Source organism: Actinomycetospora sp. C-140, from assembly GCF_054796175.1.
Genome location: NZ_JBTWNF010000020.1, coordinates 95,281 through 111,944, shown reverse-complemented (window position 1 = coordinate 111,944; position 16,664 = coordinate 95,281). Strand labels below are relative to the sequence as shown.

The following is a 16,664-nucleotide window of genomic DNA, read 5'->3' as shown; positions in this document are numbered from 1 at the left end:
TGCCCGTTCCGTGGTGGGGGCCCACGGTAGGTCACGGCCGAGTGACGGCCGCGCGGGGGACGGTGCCGATGCATCCGTCCTGGTCAGCGCGTCAGCGCGCCCGTGGGTGAACGCCTGTCACCCGAGCGGGCTACTCACGCTCGGTAGCGTCAGCCGAAGGTCTCGACGACCGCGTCCGCCACCGCGCGCATCGTGGTGCGGCGGTCCATGGCGGTGCGCTGGATCCAGCGGAAGGCGTCCGGCTCGGTCATCTTCTTCTTGCTCATCAGCAGGCCCTTGGCCCGCTCGACGGCCTTGCGGGTCTCCAGGCGGTCGGTGAGCCCGGCGACCTCGGCCTCGAGCGCGGTGACCTCGGCGAACCGCGACGCGGCCAGCTCGATGGCGGGCACGACGTCGGTCTTCGAGAACGGCTTGACCAGGTAGGCCATCGCGCCCGCGTCCCGCGCGGACTCGACCAGCTCGCGCTGGCTGAACGCCGTGAGCATGACGACCGGGGCCAGGCGCTCGCCGGCGATCGTGCGCGCTGCCTCGAGCCCGTCGGTGCCCGGCATCTTGATGTCCATCATGATCAGGTTGGGGCGGCGCTCGCGGGCGAGGCGCACGGCCTCCTCGCCGTCGCCGGCCTCGCCGACGACGTCGTAGCCCTCCTCGCGGAGCATCTCCACGAGGTCGAGCCGGATGAGCGCCTCGTCCTCCGCGACCACCACCCGCAGGCCGGCGGGCACGTCCGCCGCGGGCGCGGGCTCGGTCTCGCTGATGGTGTCGGCCGGCTGGCTCATGAGCGGCTCCTTCGTCCCGGGCCCGGTCGCGCCCCGCTGCGTCCGGTCCTCACGCGTCGTCGCGCCGCCCCCCGGCGGCGCGGCGTTGCGATCGCCCCGGGACGGCCGCCCCGCCCGCCCCGGTCGGTGGACACGTCCCCGGAGGCCGGTTCGGGCAGGCCGTTTCGATTCAGGACAGTACCTGGCGGAGCCGGGATCACGGACGGTGACGCTCACCTCGTGTGGAGGGCGTAACACGGCTCCGGGCTCGTCCTCTGACCCGCAGCCCCGGGCGGGCAAGATCCTCAGTTGGTGAGCGCGTGCTCCGCTGAGCGGAGCGATCGTTCACCAATTCCGGATCTTGTCGTCGCGACGCGTGCCCCCGGTGGGACTCGAACCCACACTGTACGGATTTTGAATCCGCTGCCTGCTGCCGTTTGGGCTACGGGGGCGGTCTGTCCGGCCCAGAAATCGCGCGAGCAGGTGGTCCGAACGCATCGGAGCATAGTCGGGCGACGAGGTCGGCCTCCGGCGCATGCTCTCCGACGCCGACGAGGATGTCGGAGTGCAGGACCAGTCTGAGGGCGTGCATCCCAGACCAGTGGTCCTCCGAGCCCAGGAGCTGGCATCCCTCGGTCTCCGACCAACTGAGATCTCCCGGGAACTCGGCGTCCCGAGGGGAACCGTTGCCCACTGGTGCCGAGGCGACCGACGGTCGCGTCGCAACGACGGACGTGATCGCACGTGTCCTCGTTGCCACGGGAGGCCACTCGACGAGGCGGAGTACGCGTACCTGCTCGGCTCCTACCTGGGCGACGGCTACATCGCGATCGGGCGTCGCGGGGTCGCCGCACTGTCGATCGCCTGCGCCGACGACTGGCCCGGGATCGCGACCGAGGTCCGCGCATCCCTCCGGGCGGTGATGCCGACGTCGTCTGTCTGCACGGTCCAGAGGATCGGTTGCGCGGACGTCAAGAGCTACTCGACCCACTGGCCCTGCCTCTTCCCACAGCACGGCGCCGGCCCCAAGCACGCGCGCCGGATCGCTCTCGAGCCGTGGCAGCAGGAGATCGTCGAACGCGAGCCCGGCAGGCTCCTCCGGGGTCTCTTCCACTCCGATGGTTGTCGGATCACCAACTGGACCGAGAGGCAGACGGAGAGCGGGACCAAGCGCTACGAATACCCGCGCTACTTCTTCTCGAACAAGTCGACCGACATCCTCGGCATCGCCACGACCGCACTCGACCGCCTCGGCGTCGCGTACCGCCGACCGAGGTGGGACCTGGTCTCGGCGGCGCGGCGCGAGGCGGTCGCGCGGCTGGACGAGGTCGTGGGCCCGAAGTACTGACCGCCGCTCAGGCCGGCACCGAGTCGTGGCGTGCGGAGATCGCGGCGCGGACGGCGGGGTCGCGGATGGCGTCGGCGCTGAGCCCGCCGAGCTCGAAGAACATGTCCTCGAGCCCGCCGGGGACCATGAGCACGAGGCACCGGCCGCCGTCGGGGCCCGCGGCGAGCACGTGCCGGGTGTCGCGCGGCACGAGCAGGTAGTCGCCCGGCTCGACGTGGACCTCGGTGTCCCCGACGCCCACGTCGAAGGAGCCGTCGAGCACGTAGAAGGACTCCTCCATCCCGAGATGGCGGTGCGGGACCGTCCAGGCGCCGGGACCGCCGCTGAACTCGGCGAGGGTGCACGTCCGGCCGGTGGTCTCGCCCGCGGCGAGCACCCGCATGCGGGCGATGCCGAGCTCGGCGACGGCGCCCTCGCCGGGGCGGACGACGTGGGCCTGGTCCGGGAGGAGCATGGTGCTCACCTCTGTCATCGGTGCGATGGGTTCGTGCCCGTCAGGGTCCTCACGACTCCCCCGCGCGCCACGCTCAGAAAGTGAAGTTGTCCCGTGCTCCCGGGAGGTCGACCCTCGGGCCGTGCGCACCTACGGGCAGTTCTGCCCCATCGCCCGGACCTCCGAGCTGTTCGCGGAGCGGTGGACGCCGCTCATCGTGCGCAACCTGCTCGCCGGATGCCGGACGTTCACCGACATCCGCCAGGGCGCGCCCGGCATCCCCACCGCCCTGCTCGCGCAGCGGCTCACGACGCTCGAGCGCCACGGCATCATCACGAGCGAGCCCGCCCCGAGCGGGCGCGGCCGGTGCTACGACCTCACCGAGAAGGGCCGCGAGCTCAAGGCCGTCACCGACGCCATGGGGCAGTGGGGCGCCCGCTGGCTGGAGATCGAGCCGCACCACCTCGAGCCCGCGTACGTGCTGTGGGTGACCACGAAGCTCGTCGACGTGGACCGGCTCCCGGAGCGGACGGTCGTCGTGCGCTTCGACCTCGTCGACCGGCCCGAGGAGCGCTCCTGGCTCATCCTGCGCCGCCCCCACCCCGAGCTGTGCTCGCGCGGGCTGGGCCACACCGAGGACCTCATCGCGCGCACCGACGCGGGCTGCCTGGTCGACATCCACCTCACCCGGCTGAGCTGGGACGACGCCCTGCGCGCCGGTCGCCTGACCCTCGACGGGCCGACCGACCTCGCCCGCGCGTTCACGGGCTGGATCCGGCCGAGCCCGTTCGCCGCGTCGACGCCCGGGACCGCCGCCGCACGAGCAGCCCCACCCCGAACCCCAGCGCCGCGCTGACGAGGTGGCCGACGGTCGTGAAGTCCGGGACCGCGCCGATCCACGTCGCGTCGAGCAGCGGCCACGCCACGAGCACCGCCCCGCCGGCCGCGGACGCCCACCACGGCAGCAGCGCCACGACGCACGCCGCGGCCGCCTGGGCGCCGTAGCTGACGCCGACGTCGGGCGCGGCGAGCACGGTGGCGGGATACACGCCTGCGCGCACCGCCGCGAGGATCACGAGCGCCGTCACGGCCGTCGCCCCCGCGTGGCCGCCGACGAACGCCACGGCCGCCGTGGCGAGCCCGTACCGGGACTCCAGCCACCACAGGGCGCCGCCGATGCCGACCACGACGATGACGACCGTGCCGGGTGTGATCGTCGGGCCGTTGCTCAGGAACACCAGGCTGGCGGCGACGGAGCCCAGCGGGTGGCGGGCGAGGTTCTCGATGTTCGTGCTGCTCCACGCCTGCGCCGACGCGAAGGCGCCCGTCCGGGTCAGGACGAGGTGGGCGACGACGAGGACCGCGAGGTACGCCGCCGTCACCGGACCGGCACGGAGGTAGGACCTCACGGCCCCGTTCCCCGGCACGGCATGATCGAACGATGACGGACGTCGGCGAGATCCTGCAGCGCAACCTGGTCGAGGTGTTCGGCGAGCGCGACGACGCCCGCCGCCGCGCCGCGATCGCGGCGATCTACCACGAGGACGTCCTGTTCCAGGACCCCGAGGCCCTCGTGCGCGGGCGCGACGCCGTCGACGCGAAGGTGACGGCGCTGCTGGCCGACGCTCCCGCGGACTTCGTCTTCCGCGCCACCGGACCGGCGCGCCTCAGCGGCGATCTCGGCCTGCTGTCCTGGGCGTTCGGACCCGAGGGCGGCGTCCCGGTCGTCGCCGGCACCGACATCGCCCTCGTCGAGGACGGCCGCATCACCCGGCTGCACACGCTGCTGGACGGCTGACCGTCAGGCCGGTGCGCCGACGTCCAGGTGCGTCACGATCACCAGGGCGTCGCGCAGGAGGACCGTCACCGGCGTGCTGTCGACGACGGTCGCGAGCTGGCGGCGGGCGTCGGGGTCGAGGTCGACGGCGAGCCGGACCTCGCGGTGCAGCACCGGGGGCGGCCCGGCCTCGAAGGACACGTCGACGGTCACGGCGCAGCCCGGCACGTGCCAGCGGTGCAGGAACGTGCGGACCGACATCGCGGTGCACGACGACAGGGAGGCGGCCAGCAGCCCGAAGGACGTCGCGCCGTCGGGCGGACCGTCGTCCGCGGGGACCACGCAGTCCAGCGCCAGGCCGTTGACGTCGAGGGCGACCGTGCGCCCGTCGCCGTCGGGCAGGTGACCCCGGGCCCACACGGCCGGTGCGTCCATGGTCCTCAGCCTGCCATCACCGCTCCGGTCTCAGCCGTGGCGCCCGCGGGCGAGGTGCTCGCGGCGTTCCTGCTCGCTCTCCCCTCCCCACACGCCGTACGGCTCCGCGACGCGGCGGGCCCAGTCACGGCAGGGTTCGCGGACCGCACAGCCGGAGCAGATCCGGGCCGCCGCCTCGATGCGGCGACTGCGGCGGGGGTCGCGTTCGCCGTCGGGGTGGAAGAAGAGCTCGGAGTTCATGCCGCGGCACGCGGCGTCGCGCTGCCAGTCCCAGTGGTCGGTGATCGCCCAGGGGAGCCGCGAGACATCAGCCATTGATGCACACCTCCTACCGACTGTCGTACACCTTGTTGTGCGCAACCTGTGTGAGATCCGCGTCTCCCCGAAGCGGGAACGCACAGGGCGCCGGTGCGTGGACGGTCGTGGGGGTCGGGAGGACGTCAGGCCGCGGCCGGCACGGACGTCATCGGGGCCGGGACCGGGGTGCGCCGACGACGACGCCCCCGGCCGTCGCCCGACAACCCGTGCGAGACCGCCTGCGGCCAGCGGAAGGGGCGCCAGCGCTCGAGGGGCACCTCGAGACGGTCGGCGACCGCCATGAGGGCCGCCGGGTTGTGGGTGAGCCCGCAGTGGCTGCTCGGGACGACGACGTTCTCGCAGAGGTCGCCGTCGTCCTGGCGGCAGCCGTCGCCGTGCAGGAGCCCGTCGTAGGGCGAGTAGACGGCGACCGAACGGACCGGCACGGGGCGGCGGACGAGCTCGATCACCTCGTCGGTGCGGTCGGAGAAGCCCCAGTGGCGCTCGGCGGCCCGGAACGCGCCGGTGACGCGGTTCTCCTCGATCTCGGCGCGCCAGGGCGAGCCGAGGCAGACGATGCGCTCGACGGCGTCGGGCCGCTGCTGGGCGAGCCAGCGCGCCATCAGCCCGCCGAGGCTCCAGCCCACGATCGCCACCGGACGCCCGTGCTGGGCGTGGACCTCGTCGAACCGCGCGAGCAGCCCGTCGAGGATCGCGTCGGTGAACCCGCGGTTGAGTCCGAGGGTCCAGCGGTGGGTGTGGAAGCCGCGGTTGCGCAGGTGGGCGCGCAGGGCCGCGGTCGCGACGTCGCTGGTCAGGAAGCCCGGCAGCACCAGCACCGGGCGTCCGTCACCGCGCCCGCCGCCGGGCAGGACGTGCCGGACCGCGTGCCACGCGACGGTCTCGACCGACGCGCGGCCGAGATCGGTGGCGGTGAGCCACCAGGCCGGGAAGGGCAGGGACGCGACCACGGAGGTGGAGCCGGTCTCCGGAGTGGGGACGGTCATGACGACCACCTCCTCGCTGGGTGTCGCCCCGACGCGGCACCGCACTGGAGATCGAGATACCCGGTGGGCAGCCCGGACAACCCCGACGTCACCCCGGCCTCCGGTCGAGCCCGCCCCGATCGGGCAGCGACCGGACCGTTCGGCGCACGAGGGAGGCCGTTGGACTCTCCGGCGGCGGCCGACCACCCGGACCGGGGAGCCGAGCCTTGTGCCGGTCGGCGGCACCGGCAACGCTGCGTGCGCACCGCTGTACGCAGGGTCGGGGGACCATGGCCGAGCTCGAGATCGTCTACGACGCCGCGCGGACGCGCGTCGAGCTCCGCCGGGCGGGCGCGATCGAGGGGTTCGTCGAGTTCGGCCTGCGAGCCGACGCCGCCGTCCTGGCCTACTCCGAGGTCCGGGACGGCGACGCCCCCGTCCTGCTGGGCGCGGCGCTCGGCCTCCTGCGGGACCGGGGCTACCGGATCGTCCCGCTCTGCCCCCGCGTGCGCGCCTTTCTGCGCGACCACCCCGAGCGCCTCGACGGCGTCGACGTCCGCTTCCTGGACCCCGTCGGCAACGGGGAGTGCGCCGTCGCCGGCTGACGGACCTACAGGCGCGCGGCGCGGACGGCGTCGACGAGCGGCGTCGGCGCGCGGCCCAGCAGGTTCTCCAGCGCGGGGCTGTCGGTCTCCAGCTCACCGCGGGCGGCGGAGAGCTCGAGGGCGGTGACGAACCCGGCGGTGTCGGCGTCCATGCCCATCGACTGCAGCGCGTCGGCGAACTCCTCCGCGGAGATGTCGCGGTAGGTCACCTCCGTGCCGGTGACCTGGGTGATCGTCGCGGCCAGCTCGGCCATGGTGAACGCAGGACCGCCCAGCTCCCAGTAGCCCTGCTGGTCGGCGATGTCGCCGGTGAGCAGGGAGACGGCGGCCTCGGCGTAGTCGGCCCGGGTCGCCGCCGAGATCCGCCCGTCGCCGGTGGCGCCGACGATCTCGCCGTGCGCGAGGTAGTCGTCGAGCCGGGCGGTGTAGTTCTCCGTGTACCACCCGTTGCGGGCGACGGCGAAGGGCAGCCCGGAGCCCTGCAGCACGTCCTCGGTGTCGGCGTGCTTCGGCGCGAGGACGTTCTCGGTGTCGTCGGCGTGCAGGATGCTCGTGTAGACGACGAAGCCGACGTCGGCCGCGTCGGCCGCGCGGATCACGGCGGTGTGCTGCCCGACCGGGTCCTCGGCCGACGGGCTGGACACGAGCAGCAGACGCTCGATCCCCTCGAGCGCGGGACCGAGCGTGTCGGGCCGGTCGTAGTCGGCTTCGCGGACGCCGACGCCGAGGTCGGCCAGGTCCTTGGCCTTCTCCGGGTCGCGCACCAGCGCGAAGACGTTCCGCGCCGGGACGTGGCGTCGCAGCAGGGCGTCGACCGCGAGGCGGCCGAGGTGGCCGGTCGCGCCGGTGACGGCATAGGTCGCGGTGGGCAGGACGGGTGGTGCTGTCGGGTCGGTCGGCTCGGTCATGGGGAGCGGTGTGCCCACGCGGGCCGCGCGGCAGACCTCGGTCGCCGCGCCGGGTCATGATGGGGACGTGGCCGGGACGACGGGGGGCGCGGTCGGCGCGGTGGCCACCTACCGGGCGGTGCTGCGCCTGCCCGGGCTCGCGGCCCTCTCCGGGATCGGCTTCGCCGCCCGCCTGCCGGTCACCGCCGTCGGGGTGTTCCTGACCCTCCACGTGGCCGTCGGCCTCGACCGCGGGTTCGCGGCCGCCGGGCTCGTCGGCGGCGCGGTCACGGCGGGGATCGCCCTCGGCGCCCCGCTGCTGGGCCGGCTGATCGACCACCGGGGACTGCGCCCCGTCCTGCTGCTCTGCGCCGTCGCCCAGACCGTGTTCTGGGCCGTCGTCCCCCTGCTCGACGCGACGACGCTCGTCCCCGCCGCCCTCGCGGCCGGGCTCCTGATGCCGCCCGCGTTCTCCGTGGTGCGCCAGTCGGTGGCCGCCTCGGTGCCCGCCGAGCACCAGCGACCGGCGTTCGCCCTCGACGCGATGTCGGTCGAGGTCACCTACGCGGTCGGGCCGGCGCTGGGCACCCTCGTGGCGCTCACGCTGCCGGGGACCGGGGCCTGGGTCGTCGACGCCGCGTTCGTGCTGGCCACCGCGGCACTGGGGTGGCTCGACCCACCGGTCCGGCCGCGGGGCGTCCCGCACGGCGAGCGACCGCCCCCGGTGCGCTCGTGGCTGCGCGGCCCGATGCTCGTCGCCCTGGCCGCCACCGCCGCGGCGATCCTCATGCTCACCGCGACCGAGCTGTCGGTGGTCGCGATCCTCACCGGGCGGGGCGAGACCGCGTGGTTCGCCCTCGCCAACACCATCTGGTGCGCGGCGTCGCTGCTCGGCGGGTGGGTCTACGGGGCGGCGCGCCGGCCGCCCCCGACCGCGGTGCTGCTCGGGCTCCTCGCGCTCGGGTCCCTGCCGGTCGCCCTCGGCGGGCCGTGGTGGACGGTGACGCTGCTGCTCGTGCCCGCCGGGGCGTTCTGCGCGCCGGCGCTGGCCGCCGCCGCGGAGACGGTCGGGCGCCTCGCCCCCGACGCCGCCCGCGGGGTCGCCACCGGGCTGCACAGCTCGGCGCTCATGGTCGGCGCGACGATCGCCTCTCCCCTGGCCGGGGTGCTGATCGACGCCGTCGCCCCGGCCGCCGCGATCGGCGCGGCCGTCGTGATCACGCTCGTCGTGGCCGTCGTCGCCGCGGTGGTCACCGGGACGCGTGCCGGCAGCCGGGGACGGTGACACAGTCAGCTCCGACTGTTTATGGTGCGCGACAGCTCACCCATCGACGGGAGGAACCTGATCATGGATCTGCAGGGCGTCTCGGCCCTCGTCACCGGCGGCGCGTCCGGCCTCGGTCTGGCCACCGCGCAGGCGATCACCGCGGCGGGCGGCCGGGTGGTGGTCGCCGACCTGCCGTCGTCCAACGGCAAGCAGGTCGCCGCGGACCTCGGCGGCGAGTTCGTCGCCGCGGACGTCACCGACGCCGACGCGCTCGGCTCCGCCGTCGCCGCCGCGGAGGCCGCCGGGCCGTTCCGCGCGCTCGTGCACTGTGCGGGGATCGGCAGCCTCACCCGCGTCGTGGAGAAGAACGGCGAGCCGGGCGACATGGAGGCCTTCGAGCGGGTCATCCGGGTGAACCTGTTCGGCTCGTTCAACGCCCTGCGTCTCGGCGGGGCGGCGATCGCCCGCACCGAGCCGGTGAACGGCGAGCGCGGCGCGATGATCATGACCGCGTCGGTGGCGGCGTTCGAGGGCCAGATCGGGCAGATGGCCTACTCCGCGTCCAAGGGCGGCGTCGTGTCGATGACGCTCTGCGCGGCGCGCGACCTCGCCTCGAAGCTGGTGCGCGTCAACACGATCGCGCCCGGCCTGTTCGACACCCCGCTGTTCGCGACGCTGTCGGACGACGTGCGCAAGGCTCTCGGCGAGTCCGTGCCCAACCCGCGCCGCCTCGGCGACCCGGCCGAGTACGGGCAGATGGCGGTCTCGATGCTGCAGAACCCGATGCTCAACGGCGAGACGATCCGCCTCGACGGCGCGATCCGGATGGGCCCGCGGTGAGCGCCCCCTCGGCCGACGACGAGACCGTCCTGCGCACCGAGCGGGAGGGCACGACGCTGGTCATCACGATCGACCGGCCGAAGGCCCGCAACTCGGTGAACACCGCGGTGGCCCAGGGCATCGCCGACGCCCTCGACGAGCTCGACGGCGACGACGCCCTCGTGTCCGGCATCCTCACCGGCGCCGGCGGGTTCTTCAGCGCCGGGATGGACCTCAAGGCCTTCCTGCGCGGGGAACGCCCGCACATCGGCGACCGCGGCTTCGCCGGCATCACCCAGCGACCGCCCGAGAAGCCGCTCATCGCGGCCGTCGAGGGGCCGGCGCTCGCCGGGGGCTGCGAGCTGGCCCTGTCGTGCGACCTCGTCGTCGCCTCGGAGGAGGCGAGCTTCGGCATCCCCGAGGTCAAGCGCGGGCTCGCGGCCGCGGCCGGCGGGCTCCTGCGCCTGCCCACGCGCATCCCGCGGACCGTCGCCATGGAGCTCGCCCTCACGGGCGACCCGATGTCGGCGGCCGACGCCCACCGCTGGGGCCTGGTCAACCACCTCACCGCCCCCGGCGGCGCCCTCGACGGCGCCCGCGAGCTGGCGGGACGGATCGGCGCCAACGGCCCGCTCGCGGTGCGGGCGAGCAAGCGCGTGATCGTCGAGTCGCCCGACTGGTCGGCCGCCGAGACCTGGAAGCGCCAGGGCGAGATCCTCGGCCCGGTACTCGGCAGCGAGGACGCCCGCGAGGGCGCCGCGGCCTTCGCCGAGAAGCGCGCTCCGGTCTGGCAGGGTCGCTGATCCGCGCCGGTCGGTGATCCGGGTCGTCACGGCGGCCCGGATCACCCACCAGCGACGGGGGCGCATCACCTACGATGCAGGCTTCGTCGCTCGACCAGGCGGGCGCCGGCCGACGCGCGATCGGGACAGCCAGCCCCGGGGGACCAGGCATGGACCTGCACCACTCCGTCGTCGAGCTCGAGGTGCTGCTCGCACGGATCTCCCGCGAGGAGCTGGATCCCGGGTGGGACGGTCCCGGCGGCTGGACCCTGCGTCGCCAGCAGCTCCTCGTCGACTCCGTCCTGCGGCGCTGGCCGATCCCCCCGATCGTCGTCGCCGGCGAGGACGAGCACGAGACCGTCCTCGACGGCCGTGAGCGTCTGCGCGCACTCTGGTCGTTCACGCGCGACGAGCTGCCGGTCGCGGTCCGCGCCTCCTCGGTCGGCGAGTACCTCGCCCAGCTGGACGGGATGCTCCACAGCCAGCTGCCCGCGCGGTTCCGGCGCCGCGTCGGGCGCTACGGCGTCCCCGTCGTGCGCGTCTCCGAGCACGACGACGGCGAGCTGCGGGAACTCATGTCGCGGTGGGGCACGGCGTCCTCGACCGGCTCGGGCTCCTCGGGCTCCTCGGGCTCCTCGCCGCTCCCGGGTGGCGTGGTGCCGTCGTCGGGGGGCGTGCCGCCCCTGTCCCCGCCCACCGTGCCGCCGCCCCCTCCCCTGGACGAACCGGCGGTGGCGGAGCGGGCGATGCCCGAGCCGACCTCGGCGCCGACCCTCGACCCGAGGGACGAGCCGGGGCGTGAGCCGGGCCCCGAGCTGGGGCGTGAGCCGACCCCCGAGCCGGGGCGTGAGCCGGGCCTCGAGCCGGCACTCGAGCGGGGGCGTGAGTCGGGCCTCGAGCCGTGGCGTGAGCCGGGCCCCGATGCGGGTCGGGCGCCGCGCCTCGAGCCGCCCACCGAGGGCGTGCCGGAGCCCGCACCGCGTCGCGGGCGGACGTTCGCGGCGCTGACACGACGCGGCGACCCGGCCCCCGTCTTCGTGCCACCGACACCGCCGCCCGAGGCCGGAGCGCCCCCCGGCGCCGCGGCGTTCTCGCCGCCCACCGAGCCGATCACGCCGGTCCCTGGCCCGCGTGACCGAGCAGCTGGGGCCCACCACCGCGCGGCGGAGAGCGACAGCGAGCCGATCTTCGACGAGCTGTCCGCGTGGTTCCTCGACGTGGCGGAGTCGCGGGCGGGCGGGGACGGTGCGTGGTCCTCCCCCGCCGACACCGGGTACGAGGCCGCGCAGGCGGCCCTGCACAGTCCCACCGGTGGGCTCACCGCGGCCGGGCTCCCGATCCGTGACCCGGCCGCCCGTCTCGCGCCCGGCGCCGTGCTCCCGCCACCGCGCTCGGGCCCGGCGCGGCCATCGGACCCACAGGCCATCGGCGAGAACCTCGCCCGCTTCCGCGAGGGCGCCAGCGCCGCCCGCGAGGACCTGTCCCCTCCGGCCTGACCTCCGCGCGGAGCCGTTCGCGATCGCGACGATGTTGTCGTGGGTGTCGCCGTTGTCGGTGGTGTTCGATAGAATCGAACACATGAGCGAGCGGGTGGTGGGGCCGGCGGAGTGCGCGGCGCTCGACCGGGCCCGCGAGCGGGTGGTGGACCAGCGTCGGGGCTACTACCGCCAGCTCGAGGACGTCGCCGAGCTGGTCCGTCTCGGGGTGGCGCAGGCGACCGGGGACCGCAGCGCGGCGCGGCTGGTCGCGGAGCTGTGGCGGGTCGACCCGGCCGAGGCCGGCCGCCGGGTCGAGGAGGCCGAGGATCTCTGCCCGCGGGTGTCGTTGCGGGGTGAGCCGTTGCCCCCGCGCTATCCGTGCACCGCGGCGGTGTGCGCCGAGGGTCAGGTCTCCGGCGACCACGTCGTGATCATCCGCCGCACGATGGGTCGTCTGGAACACCTCGGGACCGTCGCGGTCGACGATCTGGTCTCGTGTGAGCGGATCCTGGCCGAGGCGGCGGCGGGGTTGCCGCCGCGGATGCTGCGCCGGGTCGCCGACCGGATGCTCGCCGAGTTCGATCCCGACGGCGTCGCCCCACCCGACGGCGCCGACGCGCGCGACGAGCTGCGGTTGCTGCGCCGCCGCGACGGGTCACTGGCCCTGAAGGGCCGGCTGCAGGACCCGCTGGACGCCGAGATGATCGTCGAGGTGTTCGACCTGCTCTCGACCCCCGCCGGCCCCGACGACGACCGGGACCTGGCCCGTCGGCACGCCGACGCGCTCAAAGACCTCGCCCAGAACGCGCTCGGCGCCACCGGGCTGGCCACCGACGCCCGCCGGGAGAACCTCGACCACACCCCCGACACCCACGACGCCGGCGACGAGACGAGCAGCGAGACGGACAGCGAGACGGACAGCGAGACGGACAGCGACGCCGCCGACACCGCAGCCGACAGCGCCGGCGATGGTGAGGGTGCCGGCGAGGGTGCCGGTGAGGGTGCCGGTGAGGGTGTCGGTCAGCAGGCGCTGATCCCCGAGCCGCGGACCCCCGAGCCGCTGCGGGCCATGCCGAGTCCCGCGTCCAGCCCGGGCGCCGGGCCGGCCCGGGCCCTGCTCACGATCACCATCGACCACCGGTGGCTGCGCGACCAGGTCGGACACGGCGTCCTCGACTCCGGGCACGCGGTCGACGTCACCACCGTCCGCCGCTGGGCGTGCGACGCCGGCATCGTGCCGATGGTCCTGGGCTCCCGCGGCGAACCATTGGACGTCGGGCGGCTGTCCTACACCGCCCCAGAGGGCATCCGCCGCGCCCTGATCGTGCGTGACGGTGGGTGTGCGTTCCCCGGCTGCACCCGACGACCCCGCCGCTGCCACGCCCATCACGTGCGCCAGTGGCTCGACCACGGCGACACCGCCCTGGACAACATGACCTTGTTGTGCCGGTTCCACCACCAGCTCATCCACCACGGGCACTGGACCGTCGCCATCGTCGACGGCCTGCCCTGGTTCACACCCCCGGGCTGGATCGACCCCGACCGACAACCCCGGCCCGGCGGACGGGCGCGGGTCGCGAGCTGATCGGGCGGGGACTGCTTCGGAATCCGAAGCATCTCCAGCACCCGCGCGCCCTCCCGACAGTCACGCGCGAGGGGAGCCGGTCCGATCAGACGGCCGCACGCCGTCGACGGCGATCAGACGGCGATCAGACGGTGTCCTCGCCGTACATCTCCCCCAGCGGGTCCATGATGAACTCGACGCGAGCCCCGTCCGGGTCCTGCGTGTAGATCGAGACCTCGGACTCGACCATGTAGTCGGTCCCGCGCTCGTCGAGGCGTCGCTTGATGCCGTACCACTGGCTGCCCGGCACCGAGATGGCGATGTGGTGCAGCCCGCCGAGCACCTCGGCGTAGGGGCCGGGGTCGACGCCGGGCAGGTCGAAGAAGGCGAGGCAGTTGCCGTTGCCGACGTCGAAGAAGAAATGGGTCGAGCCCGCCAGGTCGCGGTTCTCGAACAGAACGGTGACCGGGAAGCCGGCCACGTTCTGGTACCACTCCACGGTCGTGCGCACGTCGCGGCACACGAGGGCGGTGTGGTGGATGCCCTTGCCGGTGGACGGCGGGCGGTTCTCCCGCGAGTAGAGGAACTCCTCGCGGATGCGGTCGCGCGCCGCGGTCAGCCGCTGGCGCTCGTCCTCGCTGATCAACGACGACTTCTCGGCACTCACGGGAGCACCGTAGATGATTCAACCGAGATCGTGGACCGCCAACGAGCCCGCGTCGCGTTCCGCCTTCAGCCCGGCCTTCGCGCCGGTGGTCCCGGCGGCCGCCGCACCGTCGCGGCTCAGGTCGGCGAGCATGCGGTAGGTCATGCCGCGCGGGCGCAGGCCGAGGTCGGCGGCGGCACCGTCGTCGAGGCGTTCGACCAGCGTCTTCGTGATCAGACGCTGGCCGCCGGTCGCCACCTGCTCGACCCGCGCGCACTCGTTCACCTCGTCGCCCAGCGCGGTGACCTCGAGGCGGCCACCCGTCACGATCTGACCGATGAAGAGATCCGCGCCCCAGTGCGCGCCGATGTTCATCCGGCAGTCCGTGACGGCGATGTCCGCGCCGCTCTCGGCGAGGTCCGCGACGACGTCCGCCACGACGTCCGGGAGCGTCTGCACCACGCGCAGGGCCGCCGCGGCGGCGTCGGAGTCCGACCCGTGTGACTCCGCGAGGAAGTAGGCGCTCGCCCCGTCACCCGCGTGCTTGCCGACGATGCCGCCGTGGCGTCCGACCAGCTCGTCGAACGCGGTGGTCACCCCCCGGATCAGCTCGAAGTAGACCTCGGTGGGCAGCCGCCGTGACAACGGGCCGGAGCCGTCGATGTCGGCGAAGACCACGGCCGCGGGGCGCTGCGCGGGCTCGGAGAGGTCGGCCATGCGCGTGAACATCGCCTCGTCGCCCTCGCTGACCAGCGCGAGCACCCGCGCCGGTAGCAGCGGGGCGTAGATCAGCACCGCGCCGAGCGGCGAACCGTCCGCGTGGCGCAGGGTCACGCCGAGCATGCCGATGCCACGCTGCCGCGACCCCATCCGCAGCTCGAGCGGCAGCACCCACAGCGGCGCGTGCTCGCCCGAGGGGTCGTCGAGGCGGGGGTGGAGGTCGCGGCGGAGGGTCTCGACGGCCTCGGGCGTGAGCATCTCGCGCCAGATCGGGCGCTCGAGCACCTCGTCGACGTGCTGCCCGACGCCGACGTCGGTGTCCTCGTCCGCGCCGGCCATCATCAGCATCTGCTCGGACACCCAGGCGAGCCGGCCCTGCGCGTCAACCACCTGCGCGGCCGACCGGCTGCCGCACAGCGCGGCGACGACCTCCCCCAGCGGCCCCTCGGGTCCCCCCACGGGCGCGGACCCTACGGGGCCTCCGCGCGGGGGTGCGCGGTCATCGCCCGACGGTGTCCCGCGTCGTGGAGCAGGACGTCGAGCAGCTCACCCACGTGGTGGTCGCGCGCCCGGGACAGCACGTGACGTCCGGCACGGCGCTGGGTCACCAGACCGGCGAGCCGGAGCTTCGTGAGGTGCTGGGAGATCGCCGGGCGCGTCGCCCCGAGGCGCTCGGCGAGGGTCGAGACGTCCAGCTCGTCGCCGCAGAGCAGCCACAGGATCCGCAACCGCGTCGGGTCGGCCAGCATCCGCAGGCCCTCCACGGCGACGTCGACGTGCTCGGGTGCCGGGAGGTCGGCGAACGGCCCGACGTTGTCAGTTGCGTACACGTTTACGTATCGTGCCAGGGGACGAGATCGTGTTCCATGGGATCTCGGCCGACTCCCGACGACTCCGACGACGCAGCCCACCCCGGGAAGGACCGCAGGAGATGAGCAGTCCGCTCGATCGCCCATCGACCCGCGCCGGCCGGGCCCGTGTGGCCGAACGCCCCCTCGACCTCTCCCCCCGCCTGGCGGTCCGTGCCTGCCACCACGAGACGGGTGAGCACACCGCGCTCCTCACCGAGATCCTCGCCCTGCACGACGCGCTGGTCGCCGCTCCCGATCTCGAGCCCGGCCCGACCACGGACACGGTGTTCACCCGCCTGGTCGGCCTCGCCGTCGCGCCGCGGCCGGCCCACGTCGTCGACGCCGTGCTGGGCGACCCGCGGCTCGCCGAGCGTCTGCCGGACCTCCGCGCGCGCTGCGCCGCCGGCGAGTACGCCCTGGAGCGTGCGTGGGCGCGCCGGACCCTCGCCGCGGTGGACCCCGCCGTCGAGCTCGAGCGGTTCCCCTACGTGCAGAACTACCGCGACCTGACACGGATCGAGTACCACGCGGTCGCGGGTCACGCCCCGAGCGCGCCGCGTCGCGCGCTCTTCGTCGGGTCGGGGCCGCTGCCGCTCTCGGCGCTGATGCTCGCCCGGTACGGCGTGCGGGTCGACGCCGTCGACATCGACCCCGAGGCCGTCGCCCTGGGCGGGGCGCTCGCCCGCGCCCTCGGCGACGACGTCACCGTGGCCGAGGGCGACGTGCTGGCCCTCGGCGACCTCACCGGCTACGACCTCGTCTGCGTCGCCGCGCTCGTGGGCCTCGCCCCGGACGACAAGGCCGCGGCGCTCGCCCACGTCCGCGCCGCGATGCGCCCGGGCGCCACCGTGCTCGCCCGCAGCGCCCACTCCCTGCGCGGCCTGCTCTACCCCGTGCTCGACGTCGACGACACCGGCCACGGCGCGCTCGGCGGCCTCGACCCCGTCGCCGTGCTGCACCCGCACACCGACGTCGTGAACTCCGTGGTGCTCGCCCGCGTCCCGGCCTGAG

The 16,664-nt window shown here is 74.4% G+C and carries 20 protein-coding genes and 1 tRNA gene; 10 read left to right on the top strand and 11 right to left on the bottom strand.

The window, feature by feature from the left end:
• Positions 1–149 precede the first annotated feature (149 nt).
• The gene (locus tag ACR9E3_RS27145) at positions 150–779 is read right to left on the bottom strand and encodes an ANTAR domain-containing response regulator (protein ID WP_460383907.1); all 630 of its coding nucleotides are present in this window, start codon (positions 777–779) and stop codon (positions 150–152) included.
• Between the two features lie 356 nt (positions 780–1,135).
• Positions 1,136–1,210, bottom strand: a tRNA-Leu gene (locus ACR9E3_RS27140).
• Between the two features lie 83 nt (positions 1,211–1,293).
• Here ACR9E3_RS27140 and ACR9E3_RS27135 point away from each other — a divergent pair.
• Positions 1,294–2,106, top strand: a complete 813-nt coding sequence (locus ACR9E3_RS27135) for a hypothetical protein (RefSeq protein ID WP_460383906.1) — start codon at positions 1,294–1,296, stop codon at positions 2,104–2,106.
• 7 nt (positions 2,107–2,113) lie between these two features.
• Here the strand turns inward: ACR9E3_RS27135 and ACR9E3_RS27130 are convergent, their stop codons facing one another.
• Positions 2,114–2,560 carry a cupin domain-containing protein gene (locus ACR9E3_RS27130; RefSeq protein ID WP_460383905.1) on the bottom strand — a complete coding sequence of 149 codons (447 nt, stop codon included), beginning with the start codon at positions 2,558–2,560 and terminating at the stop codon, positions 2,114–2,116.
• Between the two features lie 121 nt (positions 2,561–2,681).
• Here ACR9E3_RS27130 and ACR9E3_RS27125 point away from each other — a divergent pair, with 121 nt between their 5' ends.
• Positions 2,682–3,395 (top strand): winged helix-turn-helix transcriptional regulator, encoded by a 714-nt coding sequence (locus ACR9E3_RS27125; protein WP_460383903.1) that lies wholly within the window; start codon positions 2,682–2,684, stop codon positions 3,393–3,395.
• Here the strand turns inward: ACR9E3_RS27125 and ACR9E3_RS27120 are convergent.
• A complete protein-coding gene (locus tag ACR9E3_RS27120; RefSeq protein ID WP_460383901.1) occupies positions 3,301–3,948 on the bottom strand; it encodes a rhomboid-like protein in 648 nt (215 codons plus the stop codon). The two genes, ACR9E3_RS27125 and ACR9E3_RS27120, sit on opposite strands and share 95 nt — an antisense overlap.
• A gap of 32 nt (positions 3,949–3,980) precedes the next feature.
• Between ACR9E3_RS27120 and ACR9E3_RS27115 the strand changes: the two genes are divergently transcribed.
• Entirely contained in the window at positions 3,981–4,337 is a 357-nt protein-coding gene (locus tag ACR9E3_RS27115) for a nuclear transport factor 2 family protein (protein ID WP_460383899.1), read from the top strand.
• Positions 4,338–4,340: 3 nt separating this feature from the next.
• On the opposite strand, the gene ACR9E3_RS27110 is transcribed toward ACR9E3_RS27115, so the two are convergent.
• The 3 genes from ACR9E3_RS27110 to ACR9E3_RS27100 all read right to left on the bottom strand — a co-directional run bounded on the left by ACR9E3_RS27110 (position 4,341) and on the right by ACR9E3_RS27100 (position 6,055).
• Positions 4,341–4,751 (bottom strand): OsmC family protein, encoded by a 411-nt coding sequence (locus tag ACR9E3_RS27110; RefSeq protein ID WP_460383898.1) that lies wholly within the window; start codon positions 4,749–4,751, stop codon positions 4,341–4,343.
• A gap of 30 nt (positions 4,752–4,781) precedes the next feature.
• A complete protein-coding gene (locus tag ACR9E3_RS27105) occupies positions 4,782–5,066 on the bottom strand; it encodes a WhiB family transcriptional regulator (protein ID WP_460383897.1) in 285 nt (94 codons plus the stop codon).
• Between the two features lie 125 nt (positions 5,067–5,191).
• A complete protein-coding gene (locus ACR9E3_RS27100) occupies positions 5,192–6,055 on the bottom strand; it encodes an esterase/lipase family protein (RefSeq protein ID WP_460383896.1) in 864 nt (287 codons plus the stop codon).
• 269 nt (positions 6,056–6,324) lie between these two features.
• On the opposite strand from ACR9E3_RS27100, the gene ACR9E3_RS27095 reads away from it, so the two are divergent.
• Entirely contained in the window at positions 6,325–6,639 is a 315-nt protein-coding gene (locus tag ACR9E3_RS27095; RefSeq protein ID WP_460383894.1) for a GNAT family N-acetyltransferase, read from the top strand.
• Positions 6,640–6,644: 5 nt separating this feature from the next.
• Here ACR9E3_RS27095 and ACR9E3_RS27090 read toward each other — a convergent pair whose 3' ends face one another.
• Positions 6,645–7,547, bottom strand: coding sequence for an SDR family oxidoreductase (locus tag ACR9E3_RS27090; protein ID WP_460383893.1), 903 nt, complete (start codon positions 7,545–7,547; stop codon positions 6,645–6,647).
• 67 nt (positions 7,548–7,614) lie between these two features.
• Here ACR9E3_RS27090 and ACR9E3_RS27085 point away from each other — a divergent pair, with 67 nt between their 5' ends.
• From ACR9E3_RS27085 to ACR9E3_RS27065, 5 genes are all read left to right on the top strand, one after another.
• Positions 7,615–8,811, top strand: coding sequence for an MFS transporter (locus ACR9E3_RS27085; RefSeq protein WP_460383892.1), 1,197 nt, complete (start codon positions 7,615–7,617; stop codon positions 8,809–8,811).
• A gap of 63 nt (positions 8,812–8,874) precedes the next feature.
• Positions 8,875–9,633 (top strand): SDR family NAD(P)-dependent oxidoreductase, encoded by a 759-nt coding sequence (locus tag ACR9E3_RS27080; RefSeq protein WP_460383891.1) that lies wholly within the window; start codon positions 8,875–8,877, stop codon positions 9,631–9,633.
• The gene (locus tag ACR9E3_RS27075; RefSeq protein WP_285648350.1) at positions 9,630–10,415 is read left to right on the top strand and encodes a crotonase/enoyl-CoA hydratase family protein; all 786 of its coding nucleotides are present in this window, start codon (positions 9,630–9,632) and stop codon (positions 10,413–10,415) included. Before ACR9E3_RS27080 ends, ACR9E3_RS27075 begins: the two co-directional genes overlap by 4 nt.
• Before the next feature lie 149 nt (positions 10,416–10,564).
• Positions 10,565–11,890, top strand: a complete 1,326-nt coding sequence (locus ACR9E3_RS27070; protein WP_460383890.1) for a hypothetical protein — start codon at positions 10,565–10,567, stop codon at positions 11,888–11,890.
• An 82-nt stretch (positions 11,891–11,972) separates the two neighbouring features.
• On the top strand, positions 11,973–13,457 hold the full coding sequence (locus tag ACR9E3_RS27065; protein WP_460383888.1) for an HNH endonuclease signature motif containing protein: 1,485 nt from the start codon (positions 11,973–11,975) through the stop codon (positions 13,455–13,457).
• A gap of 124 nt (positions 13,458–13,581) precedes the next feature.
• Here the strand turns inward: ACR9E3_RS27065 and ACR9E3_RS27060 are convergent, their stop codons facing one another.
• The 3 genes from ACR9E3_RS27060 to ACR9E3_RS27050 are packed head-to-tail and all read right to left on the bottom strand — an operon-like array spanning position 13,582 to position 15,632.
• Positions 13,582–14,103, bottom strand: a complete 522-nt coding sequence (locus ACR9E3_RS27060; protein WP_460383886.1) for a VOC family protein — start codon at positions 14,101–14,103, stop codon at positions 13,582–13,584.
• An 18-nt stretch (positions 14,104–14,121) separates the two neighbouring features.
• Entirely contained in the window at positions 14,122–15,261 is a 1,140-nt protein-coding gene (locus tag ACR9E3_RS27055; RefSeq protein ID WP_460383884.1) for an adenylate/guanylate cyclase domain-containing protein, read from the bottom strand.
• An 11-nt stretch (positions 15,262–15,272) separates the two neighbouring features.
• Positions 15,273–15,632, bottom strand: a complete 360-nt coding sequence (locus ACR9E3_RS27050; protein ID WP_460383883.1) for an ArsR/SmtB family transcription factor — start codon at positions 15,630–15,632, stop codon at positions 15,273–15,275.
• Between the two features lie 101 nt (positions 15,633–15,733).
• Between ACR9E3_RS27050 and ACR9E3_RS27045 the strand changes: the two genes are divergently transcribed.
• Positions 15,734–16,663 (top strand): nicotianamine synthase family protein, encoded by a 930-nt coding sequence (locus ACR9E3_RS27045; protein WP_460383882.1) that lies wholly within the window; start codon positions 15,734–15,736, stop codon positions 16,661–16,663.
• The last annotated feature ends 1 nt before the right edge of the window (position 16,664 follow it).

Bases quoted from the DNA above. Each gene is read 5' to 3' on its own strand.
- ACR9E3_RS27105 (WP_460383897.1), bottom strand. From the start codon at position 5,066: ATGGCTGATGTCTCGCGGCTCCCCTGGGCGATCACCGACCACTGGGAC.
- ACR9E3_RS27145 (WP_460383907.1), bottom strand. From the start codon at position 779: ATGAGCCAGCCGGCCGACACCATCAGCGAGACCGAGCCCGCGCCCGCG.
- ACR9E3_RS27115 (WP_460383899.1), top strand. From the start codon at position 3,981: ATGACGGACGTCGGCGAGATCCTGCAGCGCAACCTGGTCGAGGTGTTC.
- ACR9E3_RS27090 (WP_460383893.1), bottom strand. From the start codon at position 7,547: ATGACCGAGCCGACCGACCCGACAGCACCACCCGTCCTGCCCACCGCG.
- ACR9E3_RS27045 (WP_460383882.1), top strand. From the start codon at position 15,734: ATGAGCAGTCCGCTCGATCGCCCATCGACCCGCGCCGGCCGGGCCCGT.
- ACR9E3_RS27080 (WP_460383891.1), top strand. From the start codon at position 8,875: ATGGATCTGCAGGGCGTCTCGGCCCTCGTCACCGGCGGCGCGTCCGGC.
- ACR9E3_RS27095 (WP_460383894.1), top strand. From the start codon at position 6,325: ATGGCCGAGCTCGAGATCGTCTACGACGCCGCGCGGACGCGCGTCGAG.
- ACR9E3_RS27070 (WP_460383890.1), top strand. From the start codon at position 10,565: ATGGACCTGCACCACTCCGTCGTCGAGCTCGAGGTGCTGCTCGCACGG.
- ACR9E3_RS27100 (WP_460383896.1), bottom strand. From the start codon at position 6,055: ATGACCGTCCCCACTCCGGAGACCGGCTCCACCTCCGTGGTCGCGTCC.
- ACR9E3_RS27065 (WP_460383888.1), top strand. From the start codon at position 11,973: ATGAGCGAGCGGGTGGTGGGGCCGGCGGAGTGCGCGGCGCTCGACCGG.
- ACR9E3_RS27110 (WP_460383898.1), bottom strand. From the start codon at position 4,751: ATGGACGCACCGGCCGTGTGGGCCCGGGGTCACCTGCCCGACGGCGAC.
- ACR9E3_RS27130 (WP_460383905.1), bottom strand. From the start codon at position 2,560: ATGCTCCTCCCGGACCAGGCCCACGTCGTCCGCCCCGGCGAGGGCGCC.
- ACR9E3_RS27135 (WP_460383906.1), top strand. From the start codon at position 1,294: ATGCTCTCCGACGCCGACGAGGATGTCGGAGTGCAGGACCAGTCTGAG.